This is a genomic window from Bifidobacterium sp. H6bp9, assembly GCF_032193695.1.
Taxonomy (GTDB): domain Bacteria; phylum Actinomycetota; class Actinomycetes; order Actinomycetales; family Bifidobacteriaceae; genus Bombiscardovia; species Bombiscardovia kimbladii.
In genome coordinates, this window is the sequence record NZ_JASTZY010000003.1 from 70914 (window position 1) to 95813 (window position 24900).

18 protein-coding genes and 1 tRNA gene are annotated in these 24900 nt (G+C 62.1%); 3 read left to right on the plus strand and 16 right to left on the minus strand.

Annotated features, from left to right (window positions below):
- Positions 1-40: 40 nt before the first annotated feature.
- From QRX40_RS05305 to QRX40_RS05365, 13 genes are all read right to left on the minus strand, one after another.
- Complete coding sequence (locus tag QRX40_RS05305; protein WP_313836820.1) at positions 41-1546, minus strand: SCO6880 family protein; 1506 nt, start codon at positions 1544-1546, stop codon at positions 41-43.
- A complete protein-coding gene (locus QRX40_RS05310) occupies positions 1546-3603 on the minus strand; it encodes a hypothetical protein (protein ID WP_313836822.1) in 2058 nt (685 codons plus the stop codon). The genes QRX40_RS05305 and QRX40_RS05310 overlap by 1 nt, the downstream gene beginning before the upstream one ends.
- Before the next feature lie 40 nt (positions 3604-3643).
- On the minus strand, positions 3644-4042 hold the full coding sequence (locus QRX40_RS05315) for a hypothetical protein (protein ID WP_313836823.1): 399 nt from the start codon (positions 4040-4042) through the stop codon (positions 3644-3646).
- A 12-nt stretch (positions 4043-4054) separates the two neighbouring features.
- A complete protein-coding gene (locus QRX40_RS05320; protein ID WP_313836824.1) occupies positions 4055-4603 on the minus strand; it encodes a hypothetical protein in 549 nt (182 codons plus the stop codon).
- Positions 4604-4611: 8 nt separating this feature from the next.
- The gene (locus tag QRX40_RS05325) at positions 4612-5781 is read right to left on the minus strand and encodes a hypothetical protein (RefSeq protein ID WP_313836825.1); all 1170 of its coding nucleotides are present in this window, start codon (positions 5779-5781) and stop codon (positions 4612-4614) included.
- Positions 5781-6542, minus strand: a complete 762-nt coding sequence (locus QRX40_RS05330) for a hypothetical protein (protein ID WP_313836826.1) — start codon at positions 6540-6542, stop codon at positions 5781-5783. Before QRX40_RS05330 ends, QRX40_RS05325 begins: the two co-directional genes overlap by 1 nt.
- Before the next feature lie 360 nt (positions 6543-6902).
- On the minus strand, positions 6903-10904 hold the full coding sequence (locus tag QRX40_RS05335) for an LPXTG cell wall anchor domain-containing protein (RefSeq protein WP_313836827.1): 4002 nt from the start codon (positions 10902-10904) through the stop codon (positions 6903-6905).
- A gap of 123 nt (positions 10905-11027) precedes the next feature.
- Entirely contained in the window at positions 11028-12056 is a 1029-nt protein-coding gene (locus QRX40_RS05340; protein WP_313836828.1) for a hypothetical protein, read from the minus strand.
- A gap of 68 nt (positions 12057-12124) precedes the next feature.
- Positions 12125-12331 carry a hypothetical protein gene (locus QRX40_RS05345; RefSeq protein ID WP_313836829.1) on the minus strand — a complete coding sequence of 69 codons (207 nt, stop codon included), beginning with the start codon at positions 12329-12331 and terminating at the stop codon, positions 12125-12127.
- A 315-nt stretch (positions 12332-12646) separates the two neighbouring features.
- Positions 12647-13225: a ParA family protein gene (locus QRX40_RS05350; protein WP_313836830.1), complete on the minus strand. Its 579-nt coding sequence runs from the start codon at positions 13223-13225 to the stop codon at positions 12647-12649.
- A gap of 32 nt (positions 13226-13257) precedes the next feature.
- Complete coding sequence (locus QRX40_RS05355) at positions 13258-13698, minus strand: WhiB family transcriptional regulator (RefSeq protein WP_313836832.1); 441 nt, start codon at positions 13696-13698, stop codon at positions 13258-13260.
- Positions 13699-13763: 65 nt separating this feature from the next.
- Positions 13764-14837, minus strand: a complete 1074-nt coding sequence (locus QRX40_RS05360; RefSeq protein ID WP_313836833.1) for a helix-turn-helix domain-containing protein — start codon at positions 14835-14837, stop codon at positions 13764-13766.
- Positions 14838-15271: 434 nt separating this feature from the next.
- Positions 15272-15511, minus strand: a complete 240-nt coding sequence (locus QRX40_RS05365) for a helix-turn-helix domain-containing protein (RefSeq protein WP_313836834.1) — start codon at positions 15509-15511, stop codon at positions 15272-15274.
- Positions 15512-15598: 87 nt separating this feature from the next.
- Between QRX40_RS05365 and QRX40_RS08765 the strand changes: the two genes are divergently transcribed.
- Positions 15599-15985, plus strand: coding sequence for a helix-turn-helix domain-containing protein (locus QRX40_RS08765; RefSeq protein WP_396184419.1), 387 nt, complete (start codon positions 15599-15601; stop codon positions 15983-15985).
- Here the strand turns inward: QRX40_RS08765 and QRX40_RS05370 are convergent.
- Positions 15947-16019, minus strand: a tRNA-Arg gene (locus QRX40_RS05370). The two genes, QRX40_RS08765 and QRX40_RS05370, sit on opposite strands and share 39 nt — an antisense overlap.
- A 167-nt stretch (positions 16020-16186) precedes the next feature.
- Here QRX40_RS05370 and QRX40_RS05375 point away from each other — a divergent pair.
- Complete coding sequence (locus tag QRX40_RS05375) at positions 16187-17212, plus strand: endonuclease/exonuclease/phosphatase family protein (protein WP_313836836.1); 1026 nt, start codon at positions 16187-16189, stop codon at positions 17210-17212.
- A gap of 7 nt (positions 17213-17219) precedes the next feature.
- Here QRX40_RS05375 and QRX40_RS05380 read toward each other — a convergent pair whose 3' ends face one another.
- The gene (locus QRX40_RS05380) at positions 17220-17531 is read right to left on the minus strand and encodes an exodeoxyribonuclease VII small subunit (RefSeq protein WP_313836838.1); all 312 of its coding nucleotides are present in this window, start codon (positions 17529-17531) and stop codon (positions 17220-17222) included.
- A 72-nt stretch (positions 17532-17603) separates the two neighbouring features.
- On the minus strand, positions 17604-18878 hold the full coding sequence (xseA, locus tag QRX40_RS05385; RefSeq protein WP_313837025.1) for an exodeoxyribonuclease VII large subunit: 1275 nt from the start codon (positions 18876-18878) through the stop codon (positions 17604-17606).
- A gap of 509 nt (positions 18879-19387) precedes the next feature.
- Here xseA and QRX40_RS05390 point away from each other — a divergent pair.
- Positions 19388-24844 carry an acyl-CoA dehydratase activase-related protein gene (locus tag QRX40_RS05390; protein WP_313836840.1) on the plus strand — a complete coding sequence of 1819 codons (5457 nt, stop codon included), beginning with the start codon at positions 19388-19390 and terminating at the stop codon, positions 24842-24844.
- The last annotated feature ends 56 nt before the right edge of the window (positions 24845-24900 follow it).

Sequence of the window (24900 nt, forward strand, 5' to 3'; positions counted from 1 at the left end):
CCGATCCATGGAAGAGTGAACCTCATGACCGTCCCTTTCCTCAGCCCAGACCGAATGCACTGTTGAACTTGTACAGGCTCATGTTGAAACCGAACGGCAGGCTGGCCGCAAATCCCGTGTCCTGGGCCGCGTAGCAGGGCCTCAGGTTGACGTTGGCCGCTCCCGCCGCTCCCTCGACCGCGCGGGTCGCCCGGTCGAGCCGCTCCTGCTCGTCGTCGCCGGCCTCGATCGTCGCCGTCACCAGCATCCCGAAGAACACCAGCACCGACCCCTGTACCGCCTCGAACGCCTGCCGGTCAGTTTTGACCACGTTCGACTCGTTGTCCACGGTCGAGATCTTGTCCTGGCCAGACCGCGCCCGCGCCTTCTTCCGATTGAGCTCGGTGAACTCCTGCGTATCCTTGGGCGGCAGCAAGTGGAAGATCACCGTGACCCTCTTGCGGTCGCAGGCATCCAGCGGCTTGAACAACCTGGCCATCGTGGTCGAAGTGATTGCGCTCCTGGGCGGGTCGCACATCTCCCAGGTGCGGGAAATGCCGGAATCATGCCTGTACCAGTCCCAGCCGGCCTCCGCTGTGGTCGGGCCGGCATCCTCCCAGCACAGCGAGCCCGACGGCCGGCCTTCCTCTGAGTCCTCCTGGGCGGTGCGCTCGACATCCTTCTGCGATGCAGGGTCCATGCACACCCTCGCCATGGCCACCACTTCGTCCATGGTCAGCGCATGTGCTTTCCCGCCGCCCGAGTTCGCTATCCTCTCTTCAAGCTCGGGGATGACCAGGGCGATCATGTACACCGCGTCCTCATCCTCGGCCGCACGGCCCTTCATGTCCTGGAACTTGAAGGACACCGTCAGGGTGACATCGCTGCGGGCCCCGCCGCTCGTGTAAATCGCCATGACCTGGGCCATGGCCCGTGACGCAAGATCGGGCGCATCCTTGACCAGGTGCCGTTTCAGGGTCCTGCGAAACCTGAGCCCCGAATCGGGGGACGTATCCACGGTGGCCGAAAGCTGGGTCACGCCCTGCTGGTTCGCCAGCCATTCCATCAAGGCCGCCCAAGAGGCCACATACCGGTCCTCCACATCGTCATCGATCAGTGCGGCGCCCTGGGAGCTGCAGGCCATCATCAGCGAGTACTCGCCCGTCCTGCCGTGCTTTAGCAATGCGAACGGGTAACCGTACCCGTCTCTGGCCTCGATGATGCTCACGCGCGACAGGATCCCCGGCAGGCTCGTCTCGCCGCCGCTAATCGGGGACAGCATGCCCGAACGGTACAGGTTGCGCCTGGAACGCACCTGGGCCCGGTACGTGTACTTTTCATCGGCCACCTCGGGTTTGGACCGGCCCTCGGCGTCCCGTCTTGAAAGGAAGAAGATCACCCCCAGGCCGACCACGGCGACCCCGAACGAGATGAACGGGTTGAAATTGGCGATAACGACGGCGGCGCCAAGGACGACAATGCCGGCCAACGTCAGCCCCATGCCTATTCCATGGAAACCCTGCTTGATCGGTGACAGGTAGTCTCCGTATGTGGTGTTCGATGCCATCAGAACTCCTTCCTGTTCCTGCGTGCCGAGGATCTACGAGCCCCGTCCGGTCCAGCCGATCCCGGACTGCCCGGGGAGGACGGGCCACCCGTGTCAACGGAACCCGGACCCGGATCAACACCGCCCTGGTGGCCGGACCCGTCCGGCCCCTGGTCGAACGACCCGTCCTGATCGGAACCATGCCCCGCTCCGTCCGGCCCCTTGTAATATGAGCCTCCTTTGCCTGATCCGTCCTGGTGCTGCCCGGCTTCGCCGCCACGGGTCCCGTCCGGACCTTTGCCCCCTCCACGTGTGCCTCCGGGCCCTTTGCCCCCGCTGTTCTCCTTCTTGCCCTGGGACGACCCGTGGGCCGGCGACTTCCCGCCCCTTGAACGGCCACGGCCGCCACCACGACGGCCCAACAGGCCCCCAAGGCCACGGAATGCCCCGCCGCCCATACTCGCCGCGCCGCCGGCGGCCCAGGATGCCATGCCGGCGAAGAGACCACCGCCGCCCATGCTCATCCCCTGAGCGGCAGGGACGATCCAGCGCACAAGCAATGGGAGCATCGCTATCACCCCGATCTGCAGGAACACCGTGATCGTCGCGCTGTCATCCCCCAGGCCGGCAGTGACCATGATGGCCGATCCGGTTGCCATGAACAAAGCCGCCGCAGGCTTGTACGCCAGGAAGGTGGCCAGCCATCCCAGGACCTTCTTGAACGAACTATCGCCGGCCTGGGTGAACGACATGACCGAGAACACTCCCGCCAGGGCCACAAGCACGGGCAGCATGCCGGCACGCAGGTACGTGAACACCTTCATGACCATGCCCATGATCCAGATGAGCAGCACCAGTGCCACGGCGAGGAAACCGTCAAGGCTGAAGAACTGCGACGCATTCAGCGCGTTATGGTTCCAGGCATCGTTCATCATGCTCGACGAGGCCTTCATCAGGCTCGCCGTCCACGAGTCTATGGTGTCCTGGAACACCGTGATCCCGCCCGCCAGCAGGATGTTGCAGGCAAGCCCCTGCATGAAGGCCTTGCCGATTTTGATATAACCCTTTCCGGAGCCGGTCACTGCCGCCGTGATGCCGGACGCCATGACACCGACCACAGCCGCGATGATGATGATCGGGTCCAGTTGTGCCCGGATCCAGTCTGACAGGTAATAGGTGGTGTCACTCCCGGGCGTCCAGGATGGCTCATGCAGGCTGCCGTCGCTCCCGTTCGGCATGAAGAACACAGCGGTGATGGCGCCGGCCGAGGAGGCAGTGAAGGCCCCCAGGAAGATCCATGTCAGCTTATCCATGATCTGAGAATCCTGGTCAGCCCGGTTCGCCTGCTGGGCGAGCCGCACGCCCACGCACATGAGCGAGATGACCGCCACGATCGTGCAGACTCCCAGCAGGATGTTCAGATAGGGTCTTGCCGCGCTGCCCCATTTGTTGTAGTCGACGTGGGTGTTCTTCTTCAGCGTCTCTACGCTGTTGGGGCTCGCCTTCAGAGTGTTCCTGCTGGTGGTCAGCCAGGCGAAGTTCTCCTTGGACTGTTTTTCGTACTCGCTCCACAGTGTTTTCTCCAGCCAGGAGAGCTCTCGTTGCTTCACGCACGAGTTGTCCTGCAGTTTCCAGGTACCCTCCGAAGGCGAGGTCGACTGGCTCGTATGGGAAAGCGCCTGGCATTGCATGACCGGGTTGTCCTTCAGCTCGTCGATGGCGCCTGCCCGATCCAGGGGGATCTTCTGGGGAGGCGCCGCCGGGGAGGCGGTATTGGGGATGAGCTTCCCTTCGTTCATCATCCACTTGATCTGATCCTCCCGGATCAGGCTCCCAAGTCCGTGCGAGGGGATGCGCATGGTGTCGGTCACCTGGGTGTCCGATACGGTCTCGTCCCCGAACTTCAGCTCATTCGAGAAGTCCCCGAAATCCGGTGCGCTGCAACCCGCGATCAAGGGCGTCAACAGCACGCCCAACAGGATCACGGCCTGCAGGCGGAACCGGCCGGCCCGCCCACCACGCCGAAGAACGGACACTGCCGCAGCGACCCTCCGGTCCATGCGATCACCCAAACCCATCTTGACCCTCGTCAGTAGCGAATACGAACCTTGTCGATAATCAGCAAGTGGAGCTGATGTCCATGCCGAGCGCGCTCATCATGGAACCCGCAAAAGCAATGATGAAGACGGCCACGGCCCATCCGTACAGGCTATTGGTGGTCTGGTCTCTGTCGGGCATGCCGTCCCCCTGCTGTTTCATAAAGCTCCGGCCGATGCCCCACATGGCGATCAGTCCCAGAAGCAGCGCGATCGCCTTCACCCATCCCAGGACCTTCGTCATCGGGTCGGCGAACCCGGGCGGCAGGCAGGCCTTGAAATCGGTCAGGAACCCGTCGGCCAGGAACATGTTCGCTCCCAGGCGAGCCGCCCCGGGCATCGAGGAAAGGGCCATAGCGCCTTCCTGCTGAAGATGGATGGCCGCCATGCCCAGCGATGTCGCTGCTGATGTGATGCTCATTGTTGTTCTCCTTCACTTATCTGTTGACTGGTTGGGTTGGTTTGCTGAGGAAGGCAATGCCATCGCCGTCAGGGACGACAAGGCCTTGGACATGTGTAAGTAGGCGCGCGGGAACTTCTCTGGCACCCCGTCGATATCCGTATCCGGGATGAAAGGCAGGGGGAACGACCGCCGCCGCTCCACGACCGAGCAGACGAGACGACGCGACCTGACCAGCACCCTCGGGGTCCTGCGCCGACACGCTGTCACCGCCAAGCCCATCAGCGCCGAGGCTCCGAACCTGCCCTCCCGCCACTCCCTGACCAACGCCTGCAGGGACTCCAGGCCGGGCGACGTGCACATTGAGCACAGGACGATCCTCGACGGGTTTTCGGGATCCACACTGACAGGCAGGGCACGGCCGGCGTCCGCATACTGGTCCGGCGAGGAAGCGTATATCGTCGAACACCCGGCCCCTCCATGTGCGGCGACCAGCCATATGCGATCAGTGGCCGGCGCTTCGAAAGCCGGCAGGAGAGCCGAGGAAGGCTCGGATGTGGGCAAGGCGGCCATTTCATCCATGATGATCCTCACAATCCTGAAATATGCCCGGGCAGGCCGGTATCCGGGCCGGTGGGGGCCGGGACCGACCACCCGTTGCCCCTGGGTGGGTTCTGAGGCTGCGGTACGGGCTGACGCTGCGGCTGTGGTCTTACTGGCGTCTGCGGAGCCGGGACGACCGGCACGCCGGCATTGGGGACAGGGGTCTCCTGGACGGACTGGGAAGCGGCCGCCTCGGCGTTCTGTCGATTCTTGGCATCCATACTCGCCCGGACGGCGTCACTGGCCGCCTGTAAGGCTGTGGTTGCTTCCTTGATCCGGGCCGTATCCGTTGATTTCAGGAGACGCCCGGCACGATCGACGGCCTGCTGCAGGGCGACCCTGGTCGCGTTGTTTGCCACCTGGCCTTCTGAATCCGTGTACAGTCTGCCAGCGGTTGCATGACAGTCCTTCAGGCCGGTTTGCGCGTCGGTCAACCGTTTCTCCTTCCGTGAGGCCTTTACCGCCTTGGCGGCCTTTTCCACCCTTGCTGAAGCCTCGGTAATGTGCCTGGAGGCGCCATCAGCGCGGGCCGCCTCCGATTCCAGAGTCTGCCTGGAATGGGAAGAGGCCCGGCAGGAGACCGGCGGAATGGCCTTCTCCGCGTTCTTCATGGCTGCATTCAGCTCATCGATCGTCTTCGGATCAGCCACGGAGGATGTACTCATGTCCAGGGACTTCACTGATGACATCGCCCTCTGCAGCCGTCGACGGGACGACCTGACCTCCAGCTCGGCGGAATCGCAGGCTGAACGGGCCGAAGCGAACGCATGGGCCGCCCACCACTTCGAGCCCCCGAATCCAGCCAGACACACCAGCAGTACGCAAGCGGCCACGGCCGCGCGTCTGATCAGACCAGCATCCGGACGTCGGACGGAAGAGGGCGCCGGATGCTCCGCTAGTGTCACCTGGGCAGGAGGAAGGACCGGATCGCCCACCGGCTGCACGGACGCGGTCTCCATGGGGATCAGCGGAGCTGCCGAGAAGTCCCATTCCGGACGTTCCGCAGTGGTCGGCCGTGTCTGACTGGCGGCCGGGAGTGACGGAACCGCCGTGGCGTCCTCCCGGACGGCCACGGCCGCCGCCTGGCTCGAGGCATGACCGTCCGAACCCTCCCACCATTGCTGGGAGGGAATCAGCAGCGGTCGTACCCGGTTCATCAGCGCAGACGCCGACCGTTGTCGTCGTTGGGGACAGTCGTTGGATCACTGATGATTCCGGTCCCGTCGCTTTCGGAGTAGTGCTTGTGCCGATCGGGCGTATCCGCCAGAATCGGCGTCAGATGCGCCTCCCGGTTCTCCTTGGCTGCTTCCATCCAGGCGGGGTGCTTGTCATACAAGCAGATGCTCGACATGCGCGTGCCGATGCCGCACAGGCGATCGGCGTTGATTGCGTTCGCCGCATAACCGTTGGTGACCGAAAGGTCGTCGCCCTGCGCCCAGGACACGAAAGCCGCCACCTCGAAAGGCCCGGCCGCGAAATCCGGAGGAAGCAGATAACCCATCGACTCCATAAACACCGGGATGTCCTGCTTGTAGGCGCTCAATGCGTCCTGTGGATCATATGAGGTGTCATTCCAGCATGTCTCGTTCAGCTTCTCGAACAGTGGGATGACCTCTGGGCTGTCATCACTCGTGACGAGCTGGGCCAGACGGCCTGAATCATCCCGAAACATGTCGGGCTCCAGAAAATAGCAGATGATCGAATCCCTCAGCCGGTTATCCAGACTCATCATGCCCAAATCAGCCGCCATCGACAGATCCATCTGATCGGCGCCGTCGATCGGCCACGGGGCCGTCTTCAGCTGCTGAAGGCGGTCGTAGATCCTTTTAGCCGCTTCTACACGGGCCTGTGAAAGGCTCTCGTTGCGCCAGGTGTCGGCGAACTCGCTGACCCGGGCCGCAAAAACGTCGCTAGCCATCCTGAAATACTCCAATCGACATAAGAAAGAAGAATGATGACGACAGACCGGAAGAAAGGGTATTTAGCCAATCTGCCGCCATCTTGGAAAGCCGTGGCCGGTTCAAGGAATAGGACCGGACACGGCCGGATCCATCATTACCGATCCTTTGCAGGACCGGAGTATTGACGATGCAGCCGGCGGCGGGAAGGCAGCCCGCCCGCCACTGCATCCGGATCATCCCCGACAAGGGATGACTGCCCCGCCGGACCGAGAAAACAGAGGCAACCAGAAAAGGCAGAAGGCAGCCTAAGAAATCCGGAGGGGAAGCATTGCAAGGAAGGGGGCGCACCCCTTTGCATGGGTGCGGCTCGTAGACCGTCAGCGGGGCTGCTCGTCACGCGGGTCGTCAGGCTCCGGCGCTCCGGCCTGGGCCATGACCTGCTCGCTGAACGCCAGGGCAGCCTCATGGTTCTCCACATGCCGGCGGCGCATCCACCGCCCGCCCTGGAAGGACACGAAGCCGCCCAGGAGCAGCAGCCCGGCAGCCAGGAGCGCCACGGCGACCTGGGAGCCGGTCACAGGCAGGGCCGGAGGCTTCACGCCGTTCCAGTCGTCCGTGTTGGACTCCACCGTGGTGTCCCCGCACAGGGCCACCCCGTCGACCATGACCGCATCCTTGGGCGTCTCCCGGCCGGGCTTGGCGTCGGGATCCATGGGGTCGAAGGGCTTGTCGTCGCCGGGGACCACGCAGGGCGCCAGCGGCCGGCCGGTGACCTTGGCCCGGTTGGTGTGGTGCTCCGTGACGCCCTTGAGGGTGCCATGCACATCCACATGCTTGCCGGGCTTGAGCTGGTAGTCGGCCCAGCCGTCCGGATACTTCCAGTCCACGACCTGGCCGTCGCCGGCCACGGTCCTGTCCTCCAGCTTCAGGTCCCGGCCCAGGAACACGTAGCCCCGGCCCGTGTCCGGATCGATGCCCGAATCGTTGTAGATGCGAACCGTGATATCGGTGTCGCCGTCCACCGTCAGGGCCTCCTTGGGGTCGTTGCGGTCCCCCTGGGGCAGGCCGCTCCTGGTGTCGAACTTGACGATCCTCAGCCTGGGGGTCATGTCCGGGGTGCGGGTCCACACCACGTTCGAGGGGTTCACCTTGTCGTTGTAGTACTCGGTGAAACGGTTCTCGTGGCGCTTGGTGACGGCCAGACGCTTGCACTGGATGTAGGCGCGCCAGCCGGCCTCACGGTCGCCGGACGCGGACACCAGCGCCAGGTAGGCGGGCGTGGCCTGGATGGTCACCTTGCCCGACTGGTCCTGCTCCAGGGTGAACAGGTCCCCGCCGAACGGCGAGGAGTCCACGCCGGAGCCGGCGATCCGGTCGCCCTTGCCGGCCAGCACCTTCCCGTCCTTGTACAGGTCGCGGGTGGCGTACACGGCCCACTGGCCCGTGTACTGGTCGAACTTGGGGTCCAGCTGGTCCTCGATCAGCCACCGGTCGGCCTGGGCGTATGCCCGGTTGGCCGGCAGAATGCTGCTGTCAAGCTGGTAGAGGAAGAGCCGGTCCTTGTACACGCTCTTGCCGTTCGTGCTCTCCCCGTTGACCTTGACCACCACATCCTTGCTCGGGTTGAGCGGCTTGAGCGGGTTGGACACCTGGTTGGTGTCCTTGCGCAGGTCGTTGATGATCTGCGTGGCCTTGTTCTTCACCACATAGCCGTCCTTGACCTTGATCACCTTGTAGGGCAGCACCAGGTCATAGGTGCGGCCCAGCAGGCCCTGGTCGATGGCGGGCTCGCGCAGCGGGTTGTGGCCCTTGGCGGCGGCGTAGGCGGCCAGGTCGGCAGGCTGCGGGTCGCCCTTGAGGGTCTCCCCGGTCGCCGGCACCCTGGTGTCCACGGTCCTGGCGAACGCGTAGACCACGCCGTCCCTGACCTGGATGTTGAACGCCTTGGTGTAGTCCTTGCCGTCCGAACCCTGCACCTCGATCCGCGAGGGGTCGATGGACAGGTACTCGTCGTCGAAGTCGTCCACCAGGCCCAGCCGCCACACGGCGTACGCCTGGTTGGTCTGCCTGGCGTCCAGGGTGACCCGGTAGTAGCCGGTGTCGCCCAGCAGGAGGGTCTTCCCGTCGATGCTGACGCTCTGGTCCTTGGAGCTGACGTCCTTCTTGAGGGGGTTGAAGTCCGGCGGGGTGTTGAACACCTCATTGCTGGGGGTCAGGCTGTTGTTCAGGGTCAGCATCCACTGGTTGTTGACCTTGTGCCCGGCAGGGGCCTTCCCGTCGACGGTGCCCTCGAACCGCAGCTGGATGCGCGGGTTCCTGCCTGCCCTCCACTGGCCGATAAGCGCCTGGTCGGTGAAGACGACCTGCACCAGGTGATGCCCGTCGTCCCACTTCGTGCTGTACCGGCTCTTGGGGATCACCCGGCCCGTGTTCAGATCCATCAGCTCCAGGGTCTGCTTGTCCACGTTCAGCCACTGGTCGTAGGTGTCGGTGATGATCACCCGCTCGCCCTGGTAGGCCAGCAGGTCAGGCAGCTTGGGCTGGGTGGTCAGCTGGTATTCGACCTTCTGGCCGGGGTAGACGACCTTGCCGTCCACGCTGTCCTGGTCGCCTCCCTGGCTGGCCTCGGACACCACGTCCTTCTTGACCGGCGGCACGTAGCCGCAGATCTTCGGCTGGTTGGAGGCCACGGTCTGCCCGTTGACCTGCTCGGAGCCCTTGTTCGTGAACTGGGGGGCGGAGCCGTCCGGGCTGCAGAAGGTCAGCTCGTCGCCGGGCTTCCTGTTGTGGTCCTTGCGCGCCTGGGCGGCGCCCTTCCCGTTGGCGAAGTTCACCGTGAACGGCACCAGCATGGTCACCTGCAGGCCCTGGCCCATGTTCTTGAGCTTGGCCAGGTAGGCGGGCTTGGCCTTGGCCACGGCCCGGCTGCCCGAAACCGTGATCTCGAACTGGTCGGTCACATCCTTGCCCTTGGCGGCGATGTCGGCGACGCTGGTCTGCCGGTAATGCCCGTCCGCGCCTGGCGCGGCCTGGGCCTCGTACACGCGGATCCGGTCCCTGCCGTCCTGGTCCACCAGATACTCGGCAGCCGACCAGTCGTCCGTCAAAGCGAACGAATTCGGCGCATCGATCAGATGCGGGTCCACAGTGCCGTTGACCACGCCGGCCACCTTGTCCCCGTCCAGGAACACATGCTCGTCGGCGCCGGTCGAATTCGTGCGTGACGGATCCACCACCGCCTGCCACTTGCCGGCCGTCTTGTCCCACAGCACCCAGGACTTGTCCGGGTTCGGCCTCCAGGTCGGGAACTCATGATCCGGGGTCTTCTGGTCCGCCTCCTTCGAGGAGCCCTTCCAATACACCGAGCCCGTATCCTTGATCAGGCTCGTATCCGGATTATGCGGAATCACATCCAGCTCATACTGCCAGTTGTGATTGCTGGGGATATCCCCGCCCTTCCACGTCGCCGTGGCCACATTCCCCGCCGGCGTGCCACCGTTCGGAGTATTGAAATTGAAGGATCCGCTGATGTCCTGGCCGGTGCTGGTGTCCACGACCTTCTGATGGTCGATCACATACCCCTGGCCCTTCGGATCGAACGTATCACGGAAGACGAACTGCTTGCCGCCAACGCCGGTGCCCGAACCGATGATCGTGTGATTGCCCATCGAATCAGCGCTCGTCCCCGGCTGCACCGTCTTGGACGGCGGAGCCGGCGGCACCTCAGCAGGCTTCGGCTCATACTGATTCAAAGCAATAACCACAATACTGGTCGAATCACGAGTGTACTGATCAACAAGCACATCAATCGATACACCGGGCTGATCGGCGAAGAAATCTCCGGTTTTATAGCTTGCCCCATGGTTGCTGTATGTATGCCCAACCACAGTGTCCGCCCAGGCATTCATCCAGTCGTCCTTGGTGTGGTGGACTTCGCCGCTGAATGACTTGTTGGGTCCGGTCATGACGCCAACGCCGGTCACTCGGCATTGGGCCTGGCCGTACTGGTCGGGGTGCGCCTCGTTGAAGCGGTCCACGCAGTTGCCGTTGGCCTCGTTCAAGGCCTTCTGCGCATGGCCCACGCCTTCGGGCTGCATGGACACCCCCATGGCCGAGAAAGCACGATAGATGCTGTTGAAATCGGTCGAGGAGCCGTACGCGCCGTCATTGGCGTCCTTATAGGTCCAGCTCACCTGGGAGGCCACGGCTCCGCCGCCGCCACCGTCCGAACTGCCGGCGCCGCCGCCGGCAAACGCCGGCTCGATGCCGATCATCAGCGTGGCCCCGGCGGCTGCCACGGCCACCGCCCTGGCGGGCCATCCGGATCCCAGACGCAGGAGCCGTCCGGCCCAGCGTCCGATCTTTCCTGGTGTCATCATTGATGTTTCCCTTCCGGTACTATGAAGGGGACGGCCTCATGACCGCCCACAAGTAACGCCAGCGGGATAGGAGACCTACCAAGCAACCGGTCCCGCTGGCAAATTCTTCAATTTTCTAATCAGTCAGCCGATGCCACAAGATCCATCCGGATTGCAGCCATTGCCTCCTGTGGTATTTCCTTTAAGCCTGTCACGCCAATTAGACCCTCCACCTTGGGGTGCGGTCTGAGTCGGAACCCCACCGCCGGCATTGCCTCCGCCGTTACCGCCACCCTGGTTGTATGAGGGCCGGTAGGTAGGCCTGTACCCACCGCCACCCCCATAAGAGGGAGCCGCCTGCTGTTGCGCTGCGTACTGCTGCTGGGCCTGCTGGACCGCCTGCGCTGCGGCCTGCTGGTCGGCCTGGCTCTTGGCCTGCACGGAGGCGTTCACCTGGTCGATGGCCGCCTGCAGGGCGTGCGCCGCATCCTGGTAAGCCTTCGCCTTATTGGACTTGACCTGGCCGGCCTGGCCGATGGCCTTCTGCAGGCCGTCACGGGTGGCGTTGTCGGCCACCTTCCCGTCCGAATCGGTCAGCAGCCTGGATGCCTCGCCCTTCTTCCCGTCCAAAGCCGCCTTCGCATCATCCAGGGCCCTCGCATCCCGGGAAGCCAAAACCGCCTTAGCCGCCTTCGCCACAACAGCGAATCTGCCGTCGATCCGCCGGGCCTTGCCGGTCTCCGCATTCAGATCAGCAGTGGACATGGAGACCTTGCACTGCACAGTCTGCCGTTTGAGGCCCTCAGCGTCCTTCACGCTGCGAGCCATGGCCAGCACGGTCTTCGCATCCTTGACCTGGTCCGCCTTGATGCCGGCCGCCTCGCGGTATTGCGCCATACGGTCCGAGCTGGTCTTCGCCTGCACGGCCTTCGCCGCCTGGGTGCAGGAGTCCAGCGCCGCATCATGCCGGCGGGACTCAAACACGCGCCAGCCCACAAGGCCAGCCACAGCCACGACAACCACCACGACAGCGGCAATCACCGGAACCAGCCACTTCGTGCGGGATTTGTAGTTGCCGTCTGTCGGGTCATGCGGCTCGAATGCGGGAGGCTCCTGCTCAAACACCTCTGGGTCGTCCACTTCCTCGACGCCAGGCTCCTTATTCTCGTTCATAACGCCCTTTCTTCTGCTCATTTGAGTATCACATGTTTCGTCCACAAGGTGGGGGGACAAGCCGTGTATTAATTTCCGCTGCTCTTCGAGTGCTCCTGGATCCATAGGCTGAGCAACTCGGACAGCTTCATGTTTTTCTCCAGGGCCATGATCTTCATGGCCTTGTGCTCCTCTTCGGTCAACTGATATGTGTACCCGTGTTTTTCAGGTCCTGCCTTGACGTTCCGTACCGTAGACGTGAGTTCCTTGGTTTTATGGCCCTCGTGGATTTTCATGCGCTCCTCCTAGGCTGCAGGGGCCGTGAGACCCTTTAACGTTTTCCAGTTTTAATGTTTACCAATTTTAACATTTTCCAGTTTTAACGTTTTTCAGTTACTGTCCTATGGATTCCCGACCAATGAGGTGCTCCATTCCGTCCTCTCCATTCAGGCTTGGATCTGTCGACGGTTGTCGAGCTCGTCTAGCCCCAGGGCAACCTTCTCCGCAGCCTTTCCGCCCTCCCTTATGGCCACTCTCGATATTGGTCTGAATCACAATTGCTGCCCGGTTTTCCGGTTTAAACGGTTTCCGGTTTAAACGGTTTCCAGTCTTTAGAACGCTTCGACCAGTTCCGTTGCGGCTTCCTGGTAGCCACTCATAGTTGGCAGAACATTCGTGCCGGAGGCGCGTAGCGTCGCCTGCAGGTTGGGGATGATAGTGCTGAAACCCATCAGGTCGGCGGCCTTGAGCTTGTCCACGGCGGCCTTCAGGGCGATGGTACCGGGACGGGCCAAGGTCATGAGCACCGTCAGGGGACGGTCGATGCATTTGGCCATCTCGATGAGGTGATCGGTGTCATGGCGTCCGGGGGAGGTGACGAGAATGACCAGATCGGCCGCGTCAATGCCTGCCTGCACGATCTGCATCTGCTCCGGCGGGGTGTCGATAAGCACCCAGGTGTCCGGATCGCTTTTCGCATCGACGTTGCGCATGTTGGCGGGCGTCACCACGAAGGGGAGGGGAGTGCCTGCCCTGCTGGCCGTCTGCGCCCATTCGGTGGCGTCCCCGGACGGGTCCAGGTCCCTCACCTCCACCCTCAGGCCCCTTTTACACAGAGCCAGGCCAGTCATGATAGTGGAGGTGGTCTTGGCCACCCCGCCCTTGTTGTTGGCGAATGTGATCGTCGGCATGATATTCCCTTTCTTCCTTATTGAAGTCCGTCTCAGTCCTCGAAGAGCCCAGGCTGCGACATGCTGCCCTGGCCGTCCCGGCCGGTCTCGCGGTGTCTGTGGAGTGCCCTCTTGCGGCTGGCCATCTTCCTGCTCGTCTCGATCGCGTCAGGGTGAGCCTGGAGCCATTGCATGAAGTTCGACATGAGGGTGCGCCGCTCCTCGTCCGTGAGTAGCCACCTGCTGCGTCCGGCTGTGACCTCGATGCCCTGGCTTTGGGCGAGGTGTGCAACGTAGCGGCGTTCCGTGTCGTTCAGTCCCCCCATGATGCCTACATTCTTCATGCGTTGCACGACCGCCAGGGCCAGGCACTTGTCCTTCAGCGGGCATACCCCGCACAGGGCGCGTGCGGCGGCGTGGAGCCGCCTGTCCCTCGACGCCGACCTGGTGTCGTCGATGCCCCACATGTAGTCCACAAGCGGGGATTGGACCATCGAGCAGGGCGCCGCCTTTGGCCGGCTCCATTCGACCGTCTGCCCGGCTGCTTTGTCGTCGGTCATCAGCCCTGCCTCCTTTCGATGCCGTGGGTCTCTTGGTTGCGGGGATCCTGGCCGCACACCGGGCAGGATCCCGGATCCATGGGCCGGCCCGACATGGAGTCGAACGCTGCGAAATGGTCGCGGATACGCTCTATCCCCTGATCCCCATACACCGGGCGCTTCCTCCCGTCGGCCACGCTCGTGACCATGTGGGGACCATCGGTGGAGCCGGACCGTACCCGTTTGAGCGCGGACGTCCCCTTCGGGTCGCCCTGCATCTGCCGTAGGATGGCCGGCCAGTTCTTCTCCAGTGAGCGAGCTCCGGTCAACACGGTCCGCCAGAACCCGTCCTGTCTGGAACGGAACCCGTCGCTGGCGGGGGCCGTGCACCACTTGACGACCGCGAGCACCGAGTCGACCCCATGCTCCCGGACCAGCCGCGTCGCGGCTTTCGTGTCGCTGGGTCTTGGATTGATCTGGAGTCCCAGGGACATGCGCAGGGCGTCGGTCACACGGGTGGCGTCCCGTTCCACGTCCGGTTCTGGATCCTTCCGGGGGACTCCCTCGTCAGAGGGAGAGGGAGATGGTTTAAGTATTACTGGTTTGTCTGTCACCGGTGACAGGTCAGAATCTGCATGGGTGACAGGTCTGACTTCGGGCGCTGTCTTTTGACCTTTCAAAATGACAGGTCTGGAATCGGCTTCATTTCGGGGTTTTCTCTGACCTGTCATTTTGACAGGTCTAACCTCCAAGAGGCACTCTTCTGCCTCTTCGACCTGCTCAGCCGGCACACCCATATTCAGGTCCCAGACCACCGGACGGAACTGCGGCGGGATGACCTTGCCGTGTGCGTTCCTCATAGCCATGGACTGGTCGCCCCTGGAGATGATGCCCCGGCCCTCCAGCCACGCCAACTGCCGGCGCACCGTCGAATCGGAGATATGCAACTCATCCACCAGGGTCCTTACGCTCGGCCATGTATTACGCCCGTCGACTCCCGCCCTGTCGGCCAGGCTGACCAGGATCAGCCGGGCCGTGGTATTGCCGCCGACCGGAGCCTTCCTCAACGCCCAGGAAGTAGCCTGCCAGCTCATCTGCCATCCTCTCCGTCCGCCACCTGGCCGTCCGTGAGGCTGTGCTGAAGATATCGGCGTAGGTCGGCAATGTCGTACAGGGGAAGCCTCGCCTCCAGGGAAAGGCTGAAATCCATGCTCCCGTCCGAGGGGGCCGAGGCCAGATGCGACAATTCGGTCCTGGTCAGGTCACGGCAGTAGTCAAGGATCCAGCCCGGAGTGGAACGGGAGGGGTGAACGACCCTAGAACGGATACGCGAGGATGTCCCCCCACCCGTATCCGAAAGGTGTGTACCATGAGTATCGCGCGCTGAGAAAAGCGTGGAATTGTTAGAATCGGGCATGTGAAATGCTCCTAATGTCAGGATGTACCCGGGGTCTTGGCAGATTGGCCGGATGCACCAGTGGTCATTTCATCAACGGCTTCCCGTCTATTACAGATAGGAAGCCGTTGCTTATACTGGTTGAAGGTTGTCTGATGTATCGCGGAAGCCGAGGACAAAATCCGCAGAGAGGCCGAAACGCTCGTTCAAGGTGCGAAGATCCTTCGGTTGCCAGCTCACAGTCCCATTCACCTTCTTGCTGACTGAGGAAGAAGAAAGATTCAGGATCCGGCCTAGCGCCCGGTAAGAAATATGCTGATCGGCCAGCCAGCACTTCATGACAGACGATGTTTCGTTCGTTTGTTGAATCATATTCTACAGAATAGCGTTTATTTTGATGAAGCGCAAATTATGCTCTATAATCGTTCAATAAACAACGGGATTGTCGAAGGGATTGATATGAGCGCTGCACAAGAGTCAACGCAAGAGGTATTTGACGCAAAACAGGTTGAAAACGTCATTTCATTTAACGTTAAAATCTTGCTCACCGCTAGAGGTAAGACACAAACCGACCTTGCGAGCTATCTCGGATTGCAGCGCTCGACAATTTCAGTGAAACTGAAAGGAAAGTCGGAATGGTCTGTCCCTGATCTTGTCAATACGGCCAACTACCTCGGAACCACTCCAACAGCTCTTTTAGATGACTCTATGATGAAGACAATGAGCAGAATGGGTACACTTCAAGGTTCGCACAATCAAGGTGGAATCACGGAACCGCGTTATTTCCTTATGCCTGAGCCATCAGGGTGCCCCGGATGCGATTCGAACGCACGACACCTTCTTTAGGAGAGAAGTGCTCTATCCCCTGAGCTACCGGGGCAACGGAAACTACTGTACCACGAAGTGCGACTCGGGCAGGTCGCTGATGTGCAGGCTAGGACCGTGTGCCTCCTGGAGAACATTAGCCTTTTATCCCTGCCCGCCATACGGTCATGGTTTACAATTGCTCAACGGTCAAGCTGACTGTGTATCCCTTGGGAGGAGACCATGGCGAAATTCAGACAGTCCTTCCTGGTGAAGCATGTCTTTGGGTGGACGGCCAGACTGCTGGCGTTGGTCGGCTTGCTGGCCCTAGCGGCGCGTGCCTGCCCGGCATGGCTGTCAGCGATACCCTACCTGCCTGATCTGGCTGCTCTGACGCCTTGGTTCATCCTTTTGGGCCTACTGGCTCTGGTCCTGGCTCTGATGGCTTCGCGATGGTTTACGGCTTTGGTGCTTATCGCCGCCTTGGCCCTGAATGTTTACTGGCAGTATCCTTTCTACCAGCAAGGATCCGAGCTCAATGGGCAAGCTGATCAGCTCATGGCCCTTGAGCATCCCGATCGGTATGACAATGTGGCCCGGGTCATGACGCTGAACGTCTACAAGGGTCAGGCCGATGCTGATCAGATAGTTAAGACCGTCAGCGACAACCGGGTCGAGGTGCTGGCTCTGCAGGAGGTCAGCGAGGATTTTGTGGACCGTCTGCACAAGGCCGGCATCGACCGCTATCTGCCCCACGAGCAGCTTTCCACATCTTCGAAGGAATACGCCAATGGTCTTTGGACGGCTGCGCCAATGCAGTCACCCTCAAAGGACGACGTGGGTTCCCGCTCTTCCATGATGCCGGCGGCCAGCATCGACTTCGGCAGGGGCAGGACCAGTGTCAGATTCGTCTCGGTCCATACCACCTCGCCGCAACCGGGCAGTTGGAATGCCTGGCGACGCAGCGTGTCCGACCTGGGAAAACTGCGGAAGCACGAGCACACGCGGTACGTGCTTTTGGGGGACTTCAACGCCACCTATGATCATGCAGTTTTCCGAGACATGCTGGGGGAGCGGTTCAGTGATGGAGCACGTCAGGCCGGGCATGGCATGAGCATGACCTGGCCAGCCAACCGAGCTCCATTGCCCAGGTTGGTGGCCATCGATCATGTGGTGGTGGATCGGGACATCAGGGCCAATCGGCTGCAGGTCGTACCTATCGCGGGTTCGGATCATGCGGCCCTGCTGGCCACGGTGATGGTGGAGTAGTGGATTTTCAGGCATCCAAGTTGGACTGGGTGCCAGCCTGGGCCCCGGCGCTGGCCTGCTCCTGCTGAGCAGCATCAAGTTTGGCCCGCACTTGGCCCAGCAGCTCCTGGGCCCGCTTGGCCAGAGCCTCGCCGATCTCCCACTGACGCATTGAGGCATCCAGATCCAGGCCGCCGGCCTCCAGCGCCTGAACCGCTTGGATCAGCTGGTCCCGGGCCTGCTCATAGGGCAGTTTGGCGATGGTTTCGCGTTCCTTCTGGCTCAGGGCCGAGGCCAATACCGGCTGTTCCTTGCACTGCTCCTCATCGGTGTCGCTCATTTATGCTCCTCTTCTTATATAGCGCGTTATCAAATTCCTGATGATTATATGTGGCTGACTACGTGGGATCGGTCACTGCCCGCTGACGACCCTGGTCTCGATCCTGCCCTCTTTGACGGTCAAGGTCAGATCCTGATCGGCCTGAACCTGCTGTGGGCTGACGACCACCTTCCCGTCCAGAGTCTGCACGACTGCGTATCCGCGGTCCAGCGTGGACTGGGGAGAGAGGGCGGTCAGCGAGGACTGGAGCTTCTCCACGGTCAGGGAGGCGTCGTCCACGATCCGTCGCAGGGCGATGTCCAGGCGGACCAGCGACTCGTCAACCAGCCGCTGGGGCTTGTCCAGCATGGTCTGCGGCTTGGTCAGGCTGGGGCGGTTGGCGTATCCCTCAATCAGCCGTGTCTCGCCCTCGACCATATTTTGGATGCGCGCGTTTATGCGCATCCTGGCCTCTTGGATGATCCCCTCCTGCTCGACCAGGTCGGGCACCACCCGCTTGGCGGCGTCAGTGGGGGTGGAGGCACGCAGATCTGCGGCCAGGTCAATCAAGGTCCAGTCGTCCTCGTGGCCGATGGCCGAGACGATGGGAGTGACGCAGGCTGCCGTGGCGCGGACCACGGACTCGTCCGAGAAGCCCAGCAGATCCTCGAAGCTGCCGCCGCCCCTGGCCACGATGATCACATCCACAGCCGGATCAGCATCCAGCTTCTGGATGGCTTCGACCACTTCGGGCGGGCACTGGGGGCCCTGGACGTGGGCGTGTACCACGGAGAATTCGATGGTGGGCCAACGCAGGCGGGCGTTGGTGATCACATCCCCCTCGGCTCTGGCCTTGGGCGCGCAGATCAGGCCGATGCGCCGGGGGAATTCGGGCAGGGGAACCTTGTTTTCCGCATCGAAGAGGCCCTCGCCCTTGAGCTTGCGCCTGAGCTGGTCAATCTGCTCTTTCAGGTCACCGGTGCCTACGCGCTTGATCCTGTCGGCCATAAAGCTCAGACGGGTCTGTTTGATCCACAGGTCAGGCCGCCCATGCACTACCACCCGGTCGCCCTGACGAAATTCCCTGGCCTGGGTGGCGAAGGCCCGGAAGCCCATGACGTTGATGGAGATGTCCTCGAAGTTGTCACGCAGGGTCAGATATGCCGAGCCGCTACGGCGGGTGTTGATCTCCACGATCTGACCCTCTACCCAGGCTCCGGGCCAGCGGGCCACGGCATCGTGGTACTTCTGGCTGAGCACGCTGACCGGCCAGGGATCCTCCTCGGTGGTGTCACGTGCCAGGCGGGGCAGCTGATCCAATGGTTTGGGAGCCAGTCCTGACGGTGCTGGGCCAGCCGGCGCACCCATCGACCCGCGCATGTTCGAACCCATGTATGCTCGCACCTGATACCTCCTGACCATCGGTTCCGCCAGTCTGACCAACCTATCTGGCAACGGCCTGTACAGGATGGTATGCGAGCTGGTCGGTGAAGGAAACGTTCTCTCAGGGTCTCTCAATACGGGGACAATTCCCTATTCCCTGTAAGTCCTTCGCAGGCCTACTGACGACTGCTCCTGAGCCGATTTCGCCAAGGGCACAGCGGCTTTTCTTCCATTTGCGGGCAGGCTGTCATTGAGGCGAAAGCGTGGAGGACAAGGGTTGCAACCAACGCCTTGATGCACCTGTCCCAGTCTGTGGCTTGCCTGCATCGGTGGCGGTTCTGCTGGCGGCTGTGTCAAAGGAGACAGTCTTGATTCCCTGATATTGCAAAAGTTATTCACGCTCTGGCGGTAGCATAAATAGGGTAAGCCGGATATGATGTGGTGTCTGCTTTTTGGACCCATCATGCGGCGGTCTCACGGATTGAGGTTGTTTCATGTCTGATGGCGTCGACATAGCGGGTCGATATAAGGGCACAGGACCGCGGGATCTCCTGCGTGTGGGTTTGGACATCGGTTCCACCACAGTCAAGGCCGTGGTCCTTGGCGCAGGTGACAGGCTGGATCAGGCGCTGTTCAGCGACTATCGCCGCCATCATGCCAATGTGCGGCAGTGTGTGGCCGAGCTGGTCACCGACATCAAGCTTTCCCTGTCACGGGTTGGTCTGGCAGGCAATCCCATCAGCCTGGTGATCACCGGTTCGGGCGGGCTGGAACTGGCCAGCCAGCTGCAGGCCGAGTTCGCCCAGGAGGTCATTGCCGAGACCGAGGCCATCAACGCCACCTACCCCGAGGGGGACGTGATCATCGAGCTGGGCGGCGAGGATGCCAAGATCACCTATCTGAAGCCCACGCCGGAGCAGCGGATGAACGGGTCCTGCGCAGGCGGGACCGGAGCCTTCATCGATCAGATGGCCACCCTGCTCAACACCGATGCTTCAGGCCTGAACGATATGGCCGCCAAGTACAAGACCATTTATCCTATCGCCTCGCGCTGCGGGGTCTTTGCCAAGTCCGACCTCCAGCCCCTGATCAACGACGGAGCCGCCAAGGAGGATCTGGCTGCATCCATATTCAATGCCGTGGCCACACAGACTATTTCTGGACTGGCCTGCGGACGTCCCATTCGTGGCAACGTGATCTTTTTGGGCGGGCCCCTCTTCTTCATGAGCGAGCTCAGGGAAGCCTTCAAGCGGATCCTTCAGGACAGGGTCAGCCGTTACATCATCCCTGAGAACGCGCACCTCTATGTGGCCTACGGCGCTGCCATCATGGCTGGCCGCCGCGAGCAGGACGACCAGGACAGCGCTGCGCAGGTCAAGACCGACTATTCGCCAGAGACCGATGTGAACGACCCCTTCGGCCCGGCCTGGGGGCTGGATCAGGCGGAGGTCGACAAGGCACGGTCCGAGAAGGCCTCGAACCTGGACAAGATGGCTCTGCAGGATGCCATGCAGGACGGCCGCACCACCACCTTGGTGGACGGTGAGCATAAGGCTCCCGCGACCGAAACCGCCAAGGATGCCAGCCACAATCAAGACATGAACTTTGACCTGACTTCCTTGGATGGCGTCCTCTCCGCCCTGAAGGGCCTGGAGAACATGCCCTCCACGGCCAGAACGATCCGCCCGCTCTTCCTGAACGAGGAGGAGCGCAGTGAGTTCAACGACCGGCATGGGGCCCAGGTCATCCCCACCGGAGACCTGTCAGGAGCCAAGGGGCCGCACTTCCTGGGCATCGATGCGGGCAGCACCACCATCAAGGCCGTGCTGATCAACGACGACAAGACCATCGTCTGGTCCACCTACGGGGTGCATAAGGACAGCCCGCTGATCGCCGCCGCCAACATCGTCAAGGAGGTCAGGAAGTCCCTGCCGGAGGGGGCCTACATCGCCCGTGCCTGCGCTACCGGCTATGGTGAGGGCCTGGTCAAGGCCGGCCTGCATGTCGACGAGGGCGTGGTCGAGACCATGGCCCACTACAGGGCAGCCGAGGAGATCAGCCCCGGGGTCACCTCGGTCATCGACATCGGCGGGCAGGACATGAAGTACATCGCCGTCAACGACGGGGTCATCGATTCCATCTGCGTCAACGAGGCCTGCTCGGCCGGCTGCGGGTCCTTCCTGCAGACCTTCGCCCAGTCCATGGGCATCAGCATCCAAGAGTTCACCAAGCAGGCGTTGGCTTCCGAAGCCCCGACCGATCTGGGTTCACGCTGCACGGTCTTCATGAACTCCTCGGTCAAGCAGGCTCAGAAGGAGGGCGCCTCCCCGGAGGATATCGCCGCCGGGCTCTGCTACTCGGTGGTCAGGAACGCCCTCTACAAGGTCATCAAGCTGCGCGATGCCAATGCCCTGGGGCCTGTGGTCGTGGTCCAGGGAGGCACCTTCCTCAACGATGCCGTCCTGCGGGCCTTTGAGCTCCTGACCGGTCGCAAGGTGACCAGGCCCAACATTGCCGGTCTGATGGGAGCCTACGGCGCCGCGCTGACGGCCCGCATGCACTGCCCGCAGAATGAAGAGGTCGAGGATCTGACCGCTGTCGGCTCTCACATGGCCGACGGGGTGAAGTCCGTGGGCAGCACGCCCACCACCCCCAATAAGGCTCCGACTTCTACCAAGCCAAAGTCGTCACCGGCCGCCGTCAACAAGATTGCCTCCAAGAACGACCAGGGGTTCAAGGCGACCTTGCCTGACCTGAAGGTGCAGGACGGCCATGTGGTCAGCTCCATTCTGGCAGGGGACGATCTGGACAACCTCTCCATGACCACCACCCACGATGTCTGCAAGCTCTGCCAGAACCACTGCAAGCTGACCATCACCGAATTCGAGGACGGCGGCCGCTACGTGACCGGGAATCGCTGCGAGCGTGGCGGCGATAAGAACAGGAAGCGCTCCGACAGGCCCAACCTCTACGACTTCAAGTACAAGCGGGCCTTCGCCTACCGCCGTCTGACCCCGGACAAGGCCACCAGAGGCGACATCGGCATTCCTCGCGTGCTCAACATGTACGAGGACTACCCCTTCTGGTTCACCCTGCTGACCTCCCTGGGCTTCCGGGTCATGATCTCCGGGCGGTCCAACCATGAGCTCTTCGAGAGCGGGATGGAGTCCATCGCCTCCGAGAACATCTGCTACCCGGCCAAGCTGGTCCACGGGCACATCCACTCCCTGGTCGACAAGGGCATCAAGACCATCTTCTATCCCTGCGTCACCTATGAGCAGGAGCTGGTTCCCGATACGGACAACCATTACAACTGCCCCATCGTGGCCAACTACCCGGTGGTGATCGAGGCCAATATGGCCGAGCTCAAGGAGAACGGCGTCCGTTTCATGCGGCCCTACTTCAACCTGTCCAACAGGGAGAAGATGGTCGAGCGGATCGTCAAGGTCTTCGACTGGGCCAAGGTGAGCGAGGAAGAGGCCAGGACGGCCGTCCAGGAGGCCTACCGTGAGGATGCCCGCTTCAAGGAGGACGTCCGCCAGGAGGGGCTCCGTGCCCTGGCCTACATGCAGGAGTATGGAGTCAAGGGCGTGGTTCTGTCGGGCCGTCCCTACCATGTGGATCCCGAGGTCAACCACGGCATTCCCGAGACCATCTGCTCCCTGGGCATGGCCGTGCTCTCCGAGGACTCCATATGCGAGCTGGACGTGCATAAACTGCCCAAGCTGAGCGACTACATCATCCCGGCGGCGGGGGAGCGGGCCCTGGCCTCCAACAACCCCACGGCCGCCAAGTTCCGCAAGACCGTGCCGAGCTTCGGCGACGACCATCAGAAGATGCCTTTGAGGGTGACCGACCAGTGGGCCTACCATTCCAGGCTCTATTCCGCAGCCAGGTTCGTCTCCGAGTATCCCGACCTGCAGCTGGTTCAGCTGGTCAGTTTTGGGTGCGGCGTGGATGCCATCACCACTGACCAGGTCCAGGAGATTCTGGCTGACAAGGGCGATGTCTACACGCAGCTGAAGATCGACGAGGTCTCCAATCTGGGTGCAGCCAAGATCCGTCTGCGCTCGCTGAAGGCTGCCATGGATGAACGCCATCAGCGGGATATTGCCCAGGAGGAAGCCCCGGCCAAGGATCAGGCGCCTGCCAAGGTCGCGGTCAAGGATGCTGACCCATTGCCTGACCTGGTTCAGGCGGGGGATTCATCCGATTCTCAGGAACCTCAAGGGCTTACCGGACATATCGAAGCAGTGGATGCGAATGCGTCCGACCATCCGAAATCCGATGGGTTCCGGTCCACCAACGCGCAGAAGATCAGCCTATCCCAGCGCAAGGCCGACATTGTGGCTCTGGCACGGTTCGTGGCTCTGCACGACAAGAGTGATCAGGGTCTGATAGGTCTTCACCCTATGGGCATCCGGCCCATTCGGGAGACCATGGCCTCCCGGCAGAAGGAGCAGGAAACTGACAGTAAGTCGGCAGACACTCCCGCCGAGCAGGGCAAAGACGTCCAGGCTGGCGGGGCCGCCGCCAAACCGACCCTGTCCAAGTACGCCACTGAGCATCGCTTCACCAAGGAGATGGGGCACAAATTTACAGTGGTCGCGCCGCAGATGTCGCCTGTGCACTTCTCCCTCTTGGAGGCGGTCTTCTCCAGTGCCGACTACCACTTTGAGCTTCTGAAGCATGCCACGGCCGAAGACATCAACACCGGGGTCAAGTACGTCAACAACGATGCCTGCTTCCCGGCCATCATCGTGGTGGGGCAGCTGGTCAACGCCTTCCTGTCCGGCAGGTTCGACCCGCACAAGTGCGCGGTCATCGTCACCCAGACCGGCGGCATGTGCAGGGCCACCAACTACTATGGCCTTCTGCGCAAGGCCCTGGCTGATGCGGGCTACGGCTACGTGCCGATCATCACGCTGAGCGTGCAGGGGTTCAAGGCCAATCCGGGCCTTCAGGTAACCCCTGCCCTGCTGCACCGCGCGGTCAAGGCCTTCTACCTGGGCGATGCCATGATCGAGTGCCTGCTCAGGGTCCGCCCCTACGAGCAGGAGCCCGGCTCGGCCAACAGGCTCTACAAGCTTTGGGACACGATCTGCAAGGAGACCATCGAACACCACGGGTACTCCAAGACCGCCAAGAAGGTCTACGGTCATGGATATCTGCCTTACCGCACGCTGATGAAGCGGATGATCCGGGCCTTTGACCAGCTGCCCCTGCGCAATATCCCCCGCAAGCCTCGAGTGGGCGTAGTCGGAGAGATCCTGGTCAAGTACCATCCTGATGCCAACAACCACGTGGTCGACCTGATCGAGAGCCAGGGCTGCGAGGCTGTGCTCCCCGGTGTCTGCGACTTCATGGTCAACGGCATCTCCAATGCTGAATGGAACGAGGAGATGCTGGGCACAGGCGGACCAGTAGGCGTCAAGAAGATCGTCCTCAAGGCGGCGGATGCCTACCGTGCCCCCATGATCGCCGGCTTCAAGGCCTCCCATGGGAAGTTCGACATTCCCGCTCATATCACCGACCTGAGGGAGAAGGCCGCATCGGTCACCTCCCTGGGCGTTCAGGCCGGAGAGGGTTGGCTCCTGACCGGCGAGATCATCGAGCTGATCCAGTCCGGCGCCCCCAACATCGTCTGTGCGCAGCCCTTCGCCTGCCTGCCCAACCATGTGACAGGACGCGGCATGTTCGGCAAGATCCGTAGGACCTACCCTGAGGCCAACATCGTCTCCATCGACTACGATCCTGGCGCCTCGGAGGCCAACCAGCTCAACAGGATCAAGCTGATGATCGCCGCCGCCAAGAAGCCGGGCGGCCAGCAAAAGCTCAGCCAGGACCACAGGGCCAACGTCGAACCCCAGGCATCTGGATCGACCGGTCGGGATGCTGGGCAGGCAGCAGCACCCGTCCAGGACGAGGAGAAGGTTCTGGAGAGCCTGTAGCCGCCAGGCCGAGGCCGGTTCCGGGGCTAACCCGCCGGCCTTGGAGCTGCTGAACC

What these genes read in the sequence shown, in the direction of transcription:
- QRX40_RS05390 (WP_313836840.1), top strand. Translation starts at nt 19,388, where the DNA reads ATGTCTGATGGCGTCGACATAGCGGGTCGATATAAGGGCACAGGACCG.
- QRX40_RS05325 (WP_313836825.1), bottom strand. Translation starts at nt 5,781, where the DNA reads ATGAACCGGGTACGACCGCTGCTGATTCCCTCCCAGCAATGGTGGGAG.
- QRX40_RS05380 (WP_313836838.1), bottom strand. Translation starts at nt 17,531, where the DNA reads ATGAGCGACACCGATGAGGAGCAGTGCAAGGAACAGCCGGTATTGGCC.
- QRX40_RS05375 (WP_313836836.1), top strand. Translation starts at nt 16,187, where the DNA reads ATGGCGAAATTCAGACAGTCCTTCCTGGTGAAGCATGTCTTTGGGTGG.
- QRX40_RS05360 (WP_313836833.1), bottom strand. Translation starts at nt 14,837, where the DNA reads ATGAGCTGGCAGGCTACTTCCTGGGCGTTGAGGAAGGCTCCGGTCGGC.
- QRX40_RS05310 (WP_313836822.1), bottom strand. Translation starts at nt 3,603, where the DNA reads ATGGGTTTGGGTGATCGCATGGACCGGAGGGTCGCTGCGGCAGTGTCC.
- QRX40_RS05350 (WP_313836830.1), bottom strand. Translation starts at nt 13,225, where the DNA reads ATGCCGACGATCACATTCGCCAACAACAAGGGCGGGGTGGCCAAGACC.
- QRX40_RS05330 (WP_313836826.1), bottom strand. Translation starts at nt 6,542, where the DNA reads ATGGCTAGCGACGTTTTTGCGGCCCGGGTCAGCGAGTTCGCCGACACC.
- xseA (WP_313837025.1), bottom strand. Translation starts at nt 18,878, where the DNA reads ATGGGTGCGCCGGCTGGCCCAGCACCGTCAGGACTGGCTCCCAAACCA.
- QRX40_RS05365 (WP_313836834.1), bottom strand. Translation starts at nt 15,511, where the DNA reads ATGATTCAACAAACGAACGAAACATCGTCTGTCATGAAGTGCTGGCTG.
- QRX40_RS05355 (WP_313836832.1), bottom strand. Translation starts at nt 13,698, where the DNA reads ATGGTCCAATCCCCGCTTGTGGACTACATGTGGGGCATCGACGACACC.
- QRX40_RS05340 (WP_313836828.1), bottom strand. Translation starts at nt 12,056, where the DNA reads ATGAACGAGAATAAGGAGCCTGGCGTCGAGGAAGTGGACGACCCAGAG.
- QRX40_RS08765 (WP_396184419.1), top strand. Translation starts at nt 15,599, where the DNA reads ATGAGCGCTGCACAAGAGTCAACGCAAGAGGTATTTGACGCAAAACAG.
- QRX40_RS05315 (WP_313836823.1), bottom strand. Translation starts at nt 4,042, where the DNA reads ATGAGCATCACATCAGCAGCGACATCGCTGGGCATGGCGGCCATCCAT.
- QRX40_RS05320 (WP_313836824.1), bottom strand. Translation starts at nt 4,603, where the DNA reads ATGGATGAAATGGCCGCCTTGCCCACATCCGAGCCTTCCTCGGCTCTC.
- QRX40_RS05345 (WP_313836829.1), bottom strand. Translation starts at nt 12,331, where the DNA reads ATGAAAATCCACGAGGGCCATAAAACCAAGGAACTCACGTCTACGGTA.
- QRX40_RS05305 (WP_313836820.1), bottom strand. Translation starts at nt 1,546, where the DNA reads ATGGCATCGAACACCACATACGGAGACTACCTGTCACCGATCAAGCAG.
- QRX40_RS05335 (WP_313836827.1), bottom strand. Translation starts at nt 10,904, where the DNA reads ATGATGACACCAGGAAAGATCGGACGCTGGGCCGGACGGCTCCTGCGT.